The following is a 12,755-nucleotide window of genomic DNA, read 5'->3' on the forward strand; positions in this document are numbered from 1 at the left end:
TCAAGTCAGCTGGAGGAATTCACCATGGCACGTGCGGTCGGCATCGACCTGGGCACGACTAACTCCGTCGTCAGCGTTCTGGAGGGCGGCGAGCCCACCGTCATCACCAACGCCGAGGGTGCCAGGACCACGCCGTCCGTCGTCGCCTTCGCGAAGAACGGTGAGGTGCTCGTCGGCGAGGTCGCCAAGCGCCAGGCGGTCACGAACGTGGACCGGACCATCCGCTCCGTGAAGCGCCACATGGGCACGGACTGGAAGATCGAGCTGGACGGGAAGCAGTTCAACCCGCAGCAGATGAGCGCGTTCATCCTGCAGAAGCTCAAGCGTGACGCCGAGTCCTATCTGGGCGAGAAGGTGACCGACGCGGTCATCACCGTCCCGGCGTACTTCAACGACTCCGAGCGCCAGGCGACGAAGGAGGCCGGCGAGATCGCCGGTCTGAACGTCCTGCGCATCGTCAACGAGCCGACCGCCGCCGCGCTGGCGTACGGCCTCGACAAGGACGACCAGACGATCCTCGTCTTCGACCTCGGTGGCGGCACCTTCGACGTGTCCCTGCTGGAGATCGGCGACGGCGTCGTCGAGGTGAAGGCCACCAACGGTGACAACCACCTCGGTGGTGACGACTGGGACCAGCGCGTCGTCGACTACCTGGTCAAGCAGTTCGCCAGCGGTCACGGTGTGGACCTCGGCAAGGACAAGATGGCCCTGCAGCGTCTGCGTGAGGCCGCCGAGAAGGCCAAGATCGAGCTGTCCTCGTCCACCGAGACCTCGATCAACCTGCCCTACATCACCGCGTCCGCCGAGGGCCCGCTGCACCTGGACGAGAAGCTCACCCGGGCCCAGTTCCAGCAGCTGACGGCCGACCTGCTGGAGCGCTGCAAGACGCCGTTCCACAACGTCATCAAGGACGCCGGCATCTCGATCAACGAGATCGACCACGTCGTCCTGGTCGGCGGCTCCACCCGTATGCCCGCCGTCGCCGAACTGGTCAAGGAGCTGACCGGCGGCAAGGAGGCCAACAAGGGTGTGAACCCGGACGAGGTCGTCGCCATCGGCGCCTCGCTCCAGGCCGGCGTCCTCAAGGGTGAGGTCAAGGACGTCCTGCTCCTCGACGTGACCCCGCTGTCCCTCGGCATCGAGACCAAGGGCGGCATCATGACCAAGCTCATCGAGCGGAACACGACGATCCCGACCAAGCGGTCCGAGATCTTCACCACCGCCGAGGACAACCAGCCCTCCGTGCAGATCCAGGTCTACCAGGGCGAGCGCGAGATCGCGGCGTACAACAAGAAGCTCGGCATGTTCGAGCTGACCGGTCTGCCGCCGGCGCCCCGCGGCGTCCCGCAGATCGAGGTCTCCTTCGACATCGACGCCAACGGCATCATGCACGTGACCGCGAAGGACCTGGGCACGGGCAAGGAGCAGAAGATGACCGTCACCGGTGGCTCCTCGCTGCCGAAGGACGAGGTCGACCGCATGCGCCAGGAGGCCGAGCAGTACGCGGAGGAGGACCACCGCCGCCGCGAGGCCGCCGAGACCCGCAACCAGGGCGAGCAGCTCGTCTACCAGACGGAGAAGTTCCTCAAGGACAACGAGGACAAGGTCCCGGCCGAGATCAAGACCGAGGTCGAGGCGTCCGTCGAGGAGCTGAAGGCCGCGCTCAAGGGCGAGGACACCGCCGAGATCCGCACCGCCACCGAGAAGGTCGCGGCCGTCTCCCAGAAGCTGGGCCAGGCCATGTACGCGGACGCCCAGGCCGCCCAGGCCGCGGGCGGCGAGGCCGGCGCCGAGGCTCCCAAGGCCGAGGACGACGTGGTGGACGCCGAGATCGTGGACGACGAGCGCAAGGACGGTGCCGCGTGACGGAGGAGACTCCGGGCTTCGAGGAGAAGCCCGACGTCCCCTCCGGCGCCACCCCCGAAGACGCCGAGTCGAAGGCCGCCTCCTCCTCTTCGGGGGAGGGGGCGGCCCCGGCCGGGGACGCAAGTGCACAGAACGCCGGTCTGGTCGCCCAGCTGGACCAGGTGCGTACGGCGCTCGGCGAGCGCACGGCGGACCTCCAGCGACTCCAGGCCGAGTACCAGAACTACCGCCGCCGCGTCGAGCGCGACCGGGTCGCGGTCCGGGAGATCGCCATCGCGAACCTCCTGACCGAACTCCTGCCGGTGCTCGACGACATCGGACGCGCGCGGGAACACGGCGAGCTGGTCGGCGGGTTCAAGTCCGTCGCCGAGTCGCTGGAGACCGTCGCGGCCAAGATGGGCCTCCAGCAGTTCGGCAAGGAGGGCGAGCCCTTCGACCCGACCATCCACGAAGCCCTGATGCACAGCTACGCGCCGGACGTCACCGAGACCATGTGCGTGGCGATTCTGCAGCCCGGGTACCGCATCGGCGAACGCACCATCCGCCCCGCGCGGGTGGCCGTGGCCGAACCGCAGCCGGGCGCGCAGGGCGTCAAGGCCGAGGGCGCCGAGGAGAACGCGGCGGCCGACGACAAGGAGAGCGGTGGCCCGGACGAGGGCTGAGCTTGAACCGACAGGGAAGGAGGGGCGTCGAGGATGAGCACCAAGGACTTCATCGAGAAGGACTACTACAAGGTTCTCGGCGTCCCCAAGGACGCCACCGAGGCCGAGATCAAGAAGGCGTACCGCAAGCTCGCCCGCGAGTACCACCCGGACGCCAACAAGGGCAACGCCAAGGCCGAGGAGCGCTTCAAGGAGATCTCCGAGGCGAACGACATCCTCGGTGACCCCAAGAAGCGCAAGGAGTACGACGACGCGCGCGCCCTCTTCGGCAACGGCGGGTTCCGTCCGGGGCCGGGCGCGGGCGGCGGCAACTTCAACTTCGACCTGGGTGACCTCTTCGGAGGCGGAGCCCAGAGCGGGGGCGGCGGCTTCGGCGGCGGACTCGGCGACGTCTTCGGGGGCCTGTTCAACCGGGGCGGTACGGGCACCACGCGTACCCAGCCCCGGCGCGGCCAGGACATCGAGTCCGAGGTCACGCTGAGTTTCACGGAGGCCATCGAAGGCGCCACGGTTCCGCTGCGGATGTCCTCCCAGTCCCCGTGCAAGGCCTGTTCGGGCACCGGCGACAAGAACGGCACCCCACGGGTGTGCCCGACCTGTGTCGGCACCGGCCAGGTGGCCCGGGGTTCGGGCGGCGGCTTCTCGCTCACCGACCCCTGCCCCGACTGCAAGGGCCGCGGTCTGATCGCCGAGCACCCCTGCCTGGAGTGCAAGGGCAGCGGGCGCGCCAAGTCGTCGAGGACCATGCAGGTCCGCATCCCCGCCGGGGTGACCGACGGCCAGCGCATCCGGCTGCGCGGCAAGGGCGCGCCCGGCGAGCGGGGCGGCCCGGCCGGTGACCTCTACGTCGTCGTCCACGTGGGCGAGCACCCGGTGTTCGGCCGCAAGGGCGACAACCTCACGGTGACCGTCCCGGTGACGTTCACCGAGGCCGCTCTCGGCGGCGAGGTCCGGGTCCCGACCCTCGGCGGTCCCCCCGTCACCCTGAAGCTGCCCCCCGGCACGCCGAACGGCCGTACGATGCGGGCCCGGGGCAAGGGCGCGGTCCGCAAGGACGGCACGCGCGGCGACCTGTTGGTCACCGTCGAGGTGAGTGTCCCGAAGGACCTGTCGGGGAAGGCTCGTGACGCACTGGAGTCGTATCGCGAGGCGACCGCGGGCGAGGATCCGCGGGCGGAGCTGTTCGAGGCCGCGAAGGGAGCTTGAGCGTGATGGACGGCCGTCGGCGCAGTGACAATTTCCGTGGGCCATACGAGCTGACCGAGGAGACCCCGGTCTACGTCATCTCGGTGGCGGCCCAGCTCTCCGGCCTGCACCCGCAGACGCTGCGCCAGTACGACCGTCTGGGTCTGGTCTCCCCGGACCGCACCGCCGGCCGGGGCCGGCGTTACTCGGCCCGTGACATCGAACTGCTGCGTACCGTGCAGCAGTTGTCGCAGGACGAGGGCATCAACCTGGCCGGTATCAAGCGCATCATCGAACTGGAGAACCAGGTCGCCGCCCTGCAGTCCCGTGTCGCGGAGATGCAGGCGGCCCTGGACGGCGCGGCGGCGGCGATGCAGCAGCGCGAGGCCGCGGTGCACGCCTCCTACCGGCGCGACCTGGTGCCGTACCAGGAGGTCCAGCAGACCAGCGCGCTGGTGGTGTGGCGGCCCAAGCGGCAGCAGCAGGACTGAGCGCGGCGACCGGGCGCGGCGACCGCGTGAGGGGCCGGAGACGGGATGACCGTCTCCGGCCCCTTTTGCGTGCTCGCGCACGCGCCTGCTGGGCATGGCTGAAAACAGCGGGTTGCCCGGCTCTTTGCCGGCCCGTGAACTTCCTTTGGGTGGAGGGTCCGTAAAGGGTGTTTGGAGGGGATTCCGCGCGGCCTTCACAGGGTCAGCGGAGCGTGGCGTTGCGCACTCGTTAAGTAGTTCCGCTTGACTGCGGGTGTGGCAGCCGCGTTGGCTTTTCAGACACCTGGAACACACCTGAAGTGAGCCCCTCGAATGCGTCGTATCGCCATATCCGTGGCCGCCTCCACGATGACCCTCTCGCTCGCCGGCTGCGGCGTGTTCAACGCGACGGGCAGCTCCAGCACGGCGACCCCGACGAAGGGCGACGACCTCACGGTGGGTCTGCTGCTGCCGGAGACGGCGAACACGCGGTACGAGAAGTTCGACTACCCCATCCTCAAGGCGAAGGTCGCGGACCTGACGCACAAGCAGGGCAAGGTCGAGTACGCGAACGCCGAGGCGAGCGCGCCGAAGCAGGTGAGCCAGATGCAGAAGATGATCGACGACAAGGTCGACATCATCCTGCTCGACGCGGTGGACTCGCACGGCATCGCCGGCGAGGTGAAGAAGGCCAAGGACGCGGGCATTCCGGTCATCGCCTACGACCGGCTCGCCGAGGGCCCGATCGACGCCTACATCTCGTTCGACAACGAACTGGTCGGCGAGGTGCAGGGCCGTTCCCTGCTGGAGGCCCTGGGGCCGAACGTCGACAGTTCCAGCAAGATCGTCATGATGAACGGCGCGCTCACCGACCCGAACGCCAAGCAGTTCAAGCAGGGCGCGCTCTCCGAGCTGAACGGCAAGGTGCAGATCGCGGCGAGCTACGACACCAAGGACTGGAAGCCGGAGAACGCCGAGGCCAACATGACCAAGGCGATCAACGCGATCGGCAAGAACAACATCGCCGCCGTGTACTCCGCCAACGACGGCATGGCGGGCGGCATCATCAAGGCCTTCGAGGCGGCCGGCGTCAGCGCCGCGAACGTGCCGCCCATCACCGGCCAGGACGCCCAGCTGGAGGCGGTGCAGCGGGTCATCGACGGTGAGCAGTACATGAGCGTCTACAAGTCCTACCCGGACGAGGCCGAGGCCGCCGCCGAGATGGCCGTCGCCAAGATCCAGGGCAAGGGCATCCAGTTCGACGCCCTCACCCAGGACAGGGTCGACAGCCCCACCACCAAGGCCATCCCCGCCCAGCTGATGCAGGTCAGCGCGCTGACCCGGAGCAAGAGCAAGATCGAGGACACGGTCATCGCGGACGGGTTCTACAAGGTCTCCGACATCTGCGTCGGCAAGTACAAGGCGGCCTGCACGGCGATCGGCCTGAAGTAGGCGTCCGGCAGGTCAATGCGGCACGGTGCCCCGCGTTCACCCGCGCGGGTGGCGGCGGGCGGCCCGGCAGCGTCAGCCTGTTGCCAGGGGAGGGGCGGAGGGCGGACCAAAACGGGTCATAGCCCCGGTTTGCGACGGTCCCGGCGCGGAGAGCCGTGTTGCGGAGCCGGACTTGGCCGCGCATAGTTGCGCTGCGGAAGTGGCGGCAAACCGGGGGTGGGATCGGCGATGGCCGGGCACGGGACGGAGGAGCACCCCCACGGTGCCGACCGACTGTGCGAGGCCGGGGATCGCGTGTATTCCCGGGCCGTACGTCGGGGACGGGTGGCGCGCACGGACGCCGAACCGGTGCCCTGTCTGCTGGAACTCGCCCTGCTGCACCCCGATCCGGACGACATGGACTGGCTGGTGCCGACCTCCCCGCAGGAGGTGATGACCCGCCTGCTGCGCGGTGTCCACGACGAGGTCAGGGAGAGCCAGCGGCGGGTGGGCTCGGCGGTGGCCGCCTTCGAGTGGTACGCGGGGCTGGGACGTCGGCTGCAGGCCGCCTCGGCCTCGGAGGGCACGGCGCTCCGGGTCCTGGACGGGCTGTCCCGGATCCAGGCCGCGATGGACGAGGCGACCGAGGCGTGCACCACCGAGGTGCTGACCGTGCAGCCCGGCGGCATCCGCCGCGAGGCCGAGCTGACCGAGGGCCTGCACCGGGCGCTGGCCCTGCGCGGCCGTGGCGTGCGCATGCGCGACCTGTACACCCATGTCGCCCGGCACGGACAGGGGCTGCTCAACTACCTGGAGCTGATGGGCGACACGGTGGAGGCCCGCACACTGGACGAGGTCATCGACCGGCTGATCCTCTTCGACCGCACGGTGGCGTTCATCCCGGCCAACTCCGACCGCACGATGGCCCTGGAACTGCGCCACCCGGCGCTGGTGGAGTACCTGGTGACGGTCTTCGAGCGGCTGTGGCGGCTGGCGATCCCGCTGACCGCCCCGCTCCCGGCCACCGGCATCGAGGGCATCTCGCACCGCGAGCAGTCCATCGCGGCCCTGCTCGCGGAGGGCCACCAGGACGCGGTGATCGCCGAGCGCCTCGGCATCAGCGTGCGGACCTGCCGGGCGCACATCGCCCGCCTGTCGGAGACGCTCGGGGCGGCCAGCCGTACCCAGCTCGGCGTCCGGATCGCCCAGGCCGGGCTGGACGGCCCGCCGAGCGCCAGCGGGCCGGGCGCGCCCGGCATTCCGGACCAGGAGCCCCGGAGCGTGCGCTGAGGCGGCCCGGCGGGCGCGGGCGGGGGCAGGGCCCGGCTTACGGGTCAGGTCCGGGCGTCGGGGCGGACGGCCGGGGCGTCCTGGTTCAGCATTCCGGACTGGGCGATGAGATAGCCGAGCTGGGCCCGGCTGCCGCTGCCCAGGGCCTGGGCCAGCTTGGCGATGTGCGCCCGGCAGGTACGCACGTTCATCCCGAGCCGGCGCGCGATGGCCTCGTCGACGTGGCCCTCCACCAGCAGCTTGGCGATGGAGTGCTGGATCTCGGTGATGCCGTCGGAGTCGACCTCGTAGGGGCCGCCGGCGCTCATCGGCACGGCCCGGTCCCACAGGTACTCGAAGACCTTCATGAGGTAGCGGACCAGGCCGGGGTGGCGCAGCTCCAGGGCGATGCGCTGGTCGTCGCGGGCCGGGATGAACGCGACCTCGCCGTCGCAGATGATCAGCCGCTCGACCAGTTCGTCGATGGTGCGGTACTCGATCTTGCCCTCGGACAACTGGGCGGCGTACGCCAGTTTCTCCGGGTTGTAGCGGGCCGTGTGCTGGTACAGGCTCCGGATCTTCACACCGCGTTCGGTGAGCGGCCGGTCGCGTTCCAGACCCTGCAGCAGACTGCTCTCCGAGATGCGGTCGGTGGGCTGTACGGTGACGAGTTCCGTCTGGCACTGGGAGGTGGCGAGGTTGAGCGCCGCGTTGATCCGCTCGCCGCCCTCCAGGACGGTGATGGAGTCGCTCGGTGTGTTCGCCTCCGCCCCGAGCGCCATGAACGGCTCAAAAATCTGGGCGAGTTCGATGGACAACTTCCTGCGTTCGGTGATCTCGCGTTCGATCGGATTGAGCCGCCGGGCGAGCGCGGCGGCCGGCGGGACCGGGCGCAACCAGTCCGGATCGTCGGGATCCGGGTGGAGCAGGGCGAATTCCATCAGGCAGGGGGCGTTCTCCGCGTCCGCGCGGGCTATGCGCCCCACGCGAAGAGCGGTGGCGTACAGACGGTTGCCTTCGTCGCACAGCTCGGTGACCGCATGAGGATGTGTCCCTTTCGCCCGATTCGTTGCCAAATCTCCACCCCCCAGGGTCCTGAACATGCAGGAACATGATGCACCGATTGTGTGGCCACCACGTGCCCGAATGAGCCATCGTCGTACCTGACGGGGGAAAAGGGGACCTTCAAGTGAGGATGAAGCCGACTATGCGTAACAGACTGCTTCGCTCGGCGGTCGCCGCCGCCTTCTCCGCCCTAGTGGCTCTGGGGGTGCTGAGCGGCGTCTCCGGCGCGAAGAGCCACGACCTGGCGGTCACCGAGTGGCCGTCGGTGGCTGTGAAGTCCGGCGCGACAGGCGGAGCCGGGAGCTGACGTGACGACTCCGCCCGACGACCGTTCCTTCCGCCGCGAGATGGCCACCGCCTATCGCTCCGGCTGGCACTTCATCGACCTGGTCACCGCCATCCCCCACAGCGGCGACTCGCTGATGGTGACCGTCTTCGGAGAGCCGGTCGTCGTCACGCGGGACGAGGACGAGGACGTACGGGCGTATCGGTGCCTGCGCAAGCCCCGCGGGGCGCCGCAGCCCGTACGGTGTGCCATCCGGTACGGCATGATCTTTGTGAATCTGGACCAACGAGACCATCGGCTCGCGGAACCGGAGGTCTCCGACGTAAGGACCATCTCGGCCACCCCCCGCAGTGCCTGACGCGATTCCCCCGTCGTAAAAGATCGCTCAGGTACTTCCCCCCGCAGCGGCGTCACCGTGACCTGAACACGGTGACGCCGCTGCAGTTTTGGGGGACATTTCGGCGTATCGACGGTATTCGGCAGCGCCTCATGGTGGCCAAAAAGCGATCAGCCGCGCCCCAGGGCCCGCTCTACCTCGATCTCGATCACCACCCGTGACGGGTTCTCCGCGGGCATCCTCCGGTACCGCTCGGCATACCGGTTTTCGGCCTCCCGGACGCGTTCCGGCACGGCGCTGACCCGGGCCCGGCCCTCCAGGGTCGCCCAGCGGCGGCCGTCGACCTGGCAGACCGCCACCCGGGCGCCCTCGGGGCCGGCCGCGAGCACATGGGACACCTTCCTGCTCGTCCTGTTCGTGATCACCCGGGCCAGCCGCGCCTCGGGGTCGTAGGTCACTCCGACCGGTACGACGTGCGGGCTGCCGTCGGCGCGGAGCGTGGTCAGGGTGCACAGGTGCCGCTCGCGCCAGAAGGCGAGGTACGGCTCGTCGGGGGAACCCGGGTCTACGGAGTAGGTCGACATGTCCGAACAAGCTAGCCGAACCCGCTCCCCTTTCCGCCCTTGAGTGGAATAGACTCAACTTTGTGTACGTTGGTTAAGTCAGCAGTGGGAAGACGCGGCAGACAGGCCGACGCTAGGAGGAGAACCGAACGTGGACGCCGAGCTGACCAACAGGAGCCGGGACGCGATCAACGCGGCCAGCAACCGGGCCGTGACCGAGGGGCACGCGGACCTCACACCCGCCCATCTGCTCCTAGCTCTGCTCGCGGGGCAGGAGAACGAGAACATCACCGACCTGCTCGCCGCCGTCGACGCCGACCAGGCGGCCGTACGGTCCGGCGTCGAGCGCGTGCTCGCCGGGCTGCCCAGCGTGACCGGCTCCACCGTCGCGCCCCCGCAGCCCAACCGCGAGCTGCTCGCCGTCATCGCGGACGCCACCGAGCGCGCCAAGGACCTCGGCGACGAGTACCTCTCCACCGAGCACCTGCTCATCGGCATCGCCGCCAAGGGTGGCGCGGCCGGCGAGGTGCTGACCCGCAACGGCGCGAGCGCGAAGAAGCTGCTGGACGCCTTCCAGAAGGCCAGGGGCGGCCGCCGGGTGACCACCGCCGACCCCGAGGGCCAGTACAAGGCCCTGGAGAAGTTCGGCACCGACTTCACCGCCGCCGCGCGCGACGGCAAGCTGGACCCGGTCATCGGACGGGACCAGGAGATCCGCCGCGTCGTCCAGGTGCTGTCCCGCCGTACGAAGAACAACCCCGTCCTCATCGGCGAGCCGGGCGTCGGCAAGACCGCCGTCGTCGAGGGACTCGCCCAGCGGATCGTCAAGGGTGACGTGCCCGAGTCCCTCAAGGACAAGCGGCTGGTCGCGCTGGACCTCGGCGCGATGGTGGCCGGGGCCAAGTACCGGGGCGAGTTCGAGGAGCGGCTGAAGACCGTCCTGGCCGAGATCAAGGACTCCGAGGGCCAGGTCATCACCTTCATCGACGAACTGCACACCGTCGTGGGCGCGGGCGCCGGCGGCGACTCCGCCATGGACGCCGGCAACATGCTCAAGCCGATGCTGGCCCGCGGCGAGCTGCGCATGGTCGGCGCGACCACGCTGGACGAGTACCGCGAGCGGATCGAGAAGGACCCGGCCCTGGAGCGGCGCTTCCAGCAGGTGCTGGTCGCCGAGCCGACCGTCGAGGACACCATCGCCATCCTGCGCGGCCTCAAGGGCCGGTACGAGGCCCACCACAAGGTGCAGATCGCCGACAGCGCGCTGGTCGCGGCGGCCACCCTCTCCGACCGGTACATCACCTCCCGCTTCCTGCCCGACAAGGCCATCGACCTGGTCGACGAGGCGGCCTCCCGGCTGCGCATGGAGATCGACTCGTCCCCCGTCGAGATCGACGAACTCCAGCGCGGCGTCGACCGGTTGAAGATGGAGGAGCTGGCGATCGGCAAGGAGACCGACCCGGCCTCCCGCGAACGCCTGGAGAAGCTGCGCCGCGATCTCGCCGACAAGGAGGAGGAGCTGCGCGGCCTGACCGCCCGCTGGGAGAAGGAGAAGCAGTCCCTGAACCGGGTCGGCGAGCTGAAGGAACGCCTCGACGACCTGCGCGGACAGGCCGAACGCGCCCAGCGCGACGGCGACTTCGACTCCGCCTCCAAGCTGCTGTACGGCGAGATCCCCGAGCTGGAGAAGGAGCTGGAGGCCGCTTCCGCGGCCGAGGAGGAGGCCGCCCGGGACACCATGGTCAAGGAGGAGGTCGGCTCCGACGACATCGCGGACGTCGTCGCCGCCTGGACCGGCATCCCCGCCGGTCGTCTGCTGGAGGGCGAGACGCAGAAGCTGCTGCGCATGGAGGACGAGCTGGGCAAGCGGCTCATCGGCCAGGGCGAGGCCGTTCGGGCCGTGTCGGACGCCGTGCGCCGCAGCCGGGCCGGCATCGCCGACCCGGACCGCCCCACCGGTTCCTTCCTCTTCCTCGGCCCCACCGGCGTCGGCAAGACCGAACTGGCCAAGGCGCTCGCCGACTTCCTCTTCGACGACGAGCGGGCCATGGTCCGCATCGACATGTCCGAGTACAGCGAGAAGCACAGCGTGGCCCGCCTGGTCGGCGCCCCGCCCGGCTACGTCGGTTACGAGGAGGGTGGCCAGCTCACCGAGGCCGTCCGCCGCCGCCCGTACACGGTGGTGCTGCTGGACGAGGTGGAGAAGGCGCATCCGGAGGTCTTCGACATCCTGCTCCAGGTGCTCGACGACGGCCGCCTGACGGACGGCCAGGGCCGTACGGTCGACTTCCGCAACACCATCCTGGTGCTCACCTCCAACCTGGGCAGCCAGTACCTGGTCGACCCGGTCCTCGGCGAGCAGGAGAAGAAGGAGCAGGTGCTGAAGGTGGTCCGCACCTCCTTCAAGCCCGAGTTCCTCAACCGCCTCGACGACCTGGTGGTCTTCTCCGCGCTCAGCAAGGAGGAGCTGGCCCGGATCGCCCGGTTGCAGATCGACCGCCTCGCCCAGCGGCTGGCGGAGCGCCGGCTCACCCTGGAGATCACCGACGAGGCCCTGGCCTGGCTGGCCGACGAGGGCATGGACCCGGCCTACGGCGCCCGTCCGCTGCGCCGGCTCGTCCAGACCGCGATCGGCGACCGGCTCGCCAAGGAGATCCTCTCCGGCGAGATCAAGGACGGCGACACGGTCCGGGTGGACCGCTTCGGCGAGGGCCTGCTGGTGGGGCCGGCCACCGGAAAGACCCTCTGACCGGTCCGCCGGGCGGACCCGCCGTGACACGCGCCTTTCCGGGTACTCGGAAGGGCGCCAGGCACGATGTCCGGAACGTGTCAGCCGTGGGCTGACAGCCGGTGTCGGGGCTTGCCACGCCCCTCCCCGGATGGGGGAGGATGGCGGGATCCGTACGAAGGGAAAATCACGGTGACCATCGACCCGTCCTCGATTCCGAACTTCGGGGGCCAGCCCGAGCCGCAGCCGCAAGGACCGGCGGGCCCCGTCGTCCCGGATCAGGATCTCGTGAAGCAGCTCCTCGACCAGATGGAGCTCAAGTACGTCGTCGACGACGAGGGCGACCTCGCGGCGCCGTGGGAGCAGTTCCGTACGTACTTCATGTTCCGCGGCGAGGCCGAACAGGCGGTCTTCTCGGTGCGGACGTTCTACGACCGGCCCCACAAGATCGACGAGAAGCCGCAGCTGCTGGAGTCCATCGACGACTGGAACCGGCGCACCCTGTGGCCCAAGGTGTACAGCCACGTCCACGACGACGGCACCGTCCGCCTCATCGGTGAGGCGCAGATGCTGATCGGCACCGGCGTCGACATCAACCACTTCGTCTCCTCCACGGTCAGCTGGGTGCGGGCCGCGATCGAGTTCGACAAGTGGCTGGTCGAGCAGCTCGGCCTGGAGCAGGAGGTCAACGAGGCCGACAAGCCCGAGGGCGACGAGGAGGAGGGCGAGGAGTAGGACTCCCGCCCGCCGGACACCAGAGCCCGGCCGGGACGCCGACCACCACGGTCGCGTTCCCGGGCCGGGCTCTCGCCGTGTGCGCCGGCGCCCGTCCACAGTCTGTGGAAACCCGGTGCCGGACGGCCGAGGCCTGGTTCCCGGACCGGGCCGGTGCG

12 protein-coding genes are annotated in these 12,755 nt (G+C 69.5%); 10 read left to right on the forward strand and 2 right to left on the reverse strand.

Annotated features, from left to right (window positions below):
- The first annotated feature begins 24 nt into the window (after positions 1 to 24).
- From dnaK to ACFYMM_RS11420, 6 genes are all read left to right on the forward strand, one after another.
- Complete coding sequence (dnaK, locus tag ACFYMM_RS11395) at positions 25 to 1,866, forward strand: molecular chaperone DnaK (RefSeq protein WP_388385602.1); 1,842 nt, start codon at positions 25 to 27, stop codon at positions 1,864 to 1,866.
- Positions 1,863 to 2,528 (forward strand): nucleotide exchange factor GrpE, encoded by a 666-nt coding sequence (gene grpE / locus ACFYMM_RS11400; protein ID WP_388385603.1) that lies wholly within the window; start codon positions 1,863 to 1,865, stop codon positions 2,526 to 2,528. The genes dnaK and grpE overlap by 4 nt, the downstream gene beginning before the upstream one ends.
- A gap of 33 nt (positions 2,529 to 2,561) precedes the next feature.
- Complete coding sequence (dnaJ, locus tag ACFYMM_RS11405) at positions 2,562 to 3,734, forward strand: molecular chaperone DnaJ (RefSeq protein WP_388385604.1); 1,173 nt, start codon at positions 2,562 to 2,564, stop codon at positions 3,732 to 3,734.
- 5 nt (positions 3,735 to 3,739) lie between these two features.
- Positions 3,740 to 4,204, forward strand: a complete 465-nt coding sequence (locus ACFYMM_RS11410; protein ID WP_388385791.1) for a heat shock protein transcriptional repressor HspR — start codon at positions 3,740 to 3,742, stop codon at positions 4,202 to 4,204.
- Between the two features lie 312 nt (positions 4,205 to 4,516).
- On the forward strand, positions 4,517 to 5,635 hold the full coding sequence (locus tag ACFYMM_RS11415; protein WP_388385605.1) for a substrate-binding domain-containing protein: 1,119 nt from the start codon (positions 4,517 to 4,519) through the stop codon (positions 5,633 to 5,635).
- A 228-nt stretch (positions 5,636 to 5,863) separates the two neighbouring features.
- Entirely contained in the window at positions 5,864 to 6,904 is a 1,041-nt protein-coding gene (locus ACFYMM_RS11420) for a LuxR C-terminal-related transcriptional regulator (protein WP_388385606.1), read from the forward strand.
- Between the two features lie 44 nt (positions 6,905 to 6,948).
- Here ACFYMM_RS11420 and ACFYMM_RS11425 read toward each other — a convergent pair whose 3' ends face one another.
- Complete coding sequence (locus ACFYMM_RS11425) at positions 6,949 to 7,986, reverse strand: helix-turn-helix transcriptional regulator (protein WP_388385607.1); 1,038 nt, start codon at positions 7,984 to 7,986, stop codon at positions 6,949 to 6,951.
- Between the two features lie 104 nt (positions 7,987 to 8,090).
- Here ACFYMM_RS11425 and ACFYMM_RS11430 point away from each other — a divergent pair, with 104 nt between their 5' ends.
- A complete protein-coding gene (locus ACFYMM_RS11430; RefSeq protein WP_388385608.1) occupies positions 8,091 to 8,255 on the forward strand; it encodes a hypothetical protein in 165 nt (54 codons plus the stop codon).
- A gap of 40 nt (positions 8,256 to 8,295) precedes the next feature.
- A complete protein-coding gene (locus tag ACFYMM_RS11435; RefSeq protein ID WP_388385792.1) occupies positions 8,296 to 8,592 on the forward strand; it encodes a (2Fe-2S)-binding protein in 297 nt (98 codons plus the stop codon).
- A gap of 149 nt (positions 8,593 to 8,741) precedes the next feature.
- Here ACFYMM_RS11435 and ACFYMM_RS11440 read toward each other — a convergent pair whose 3' ends face one another.
- Positions 8,742 to 9,155, reverse strand: coding sequence for a pyridoxamine 5'-phosphate oxidase family protein (locus ACFYMM_RS11440; RefSeq protein ID WP_388385609.1), 414 nt, complete (start codon positions 9,153 to 9,155; stop codon positions 8,742 to 8,744).
- A gap of 130 nt (positions 9,156 to 9,285) precedes the next feature.
- Between ACFYMM_RS11440 and clpB the strand changes: the two genes are divergently transcribed.
- Both clpB and ACFYMM_RS11450 read left to right on the forward strand, forming a co-directional pair.
- Positions 9,286 to 11,883 (forward strand): ATP-dependent chaperone ClpB, encoded by a 2,598-nt coding sequence (gene clpB / locus ACFYMM_RS11445; protein ID WP_388385610.1) that lies wholly within the window; start codon positions 9,286 to 9,288, stop codon positions 11,881 to 11,883.
- Between the two features lie 171 nt (positions 11,884 to 12,054).
- Positions 12,055 to 12,597, forward strand: coding sequence for a YbjN domain-containing protein (locus ACFYMM_RS11450; protein WP_388385611.1), 543 nt, complete (start codon positions 12,055 to 12,057; stop codon positions 12,595 to 12,597).
- Positions 12,598 to 12,755 lie beyond the last annotated feature (158 nt).

This window comes from Streptomyces sp. NPDC006739, assembly GCF_042869815.1.
GTDB lineage: Bacteria > Actinomycetota > Actinomycetes > Streptomycetales > Streptomycetaceae > Streptomyces.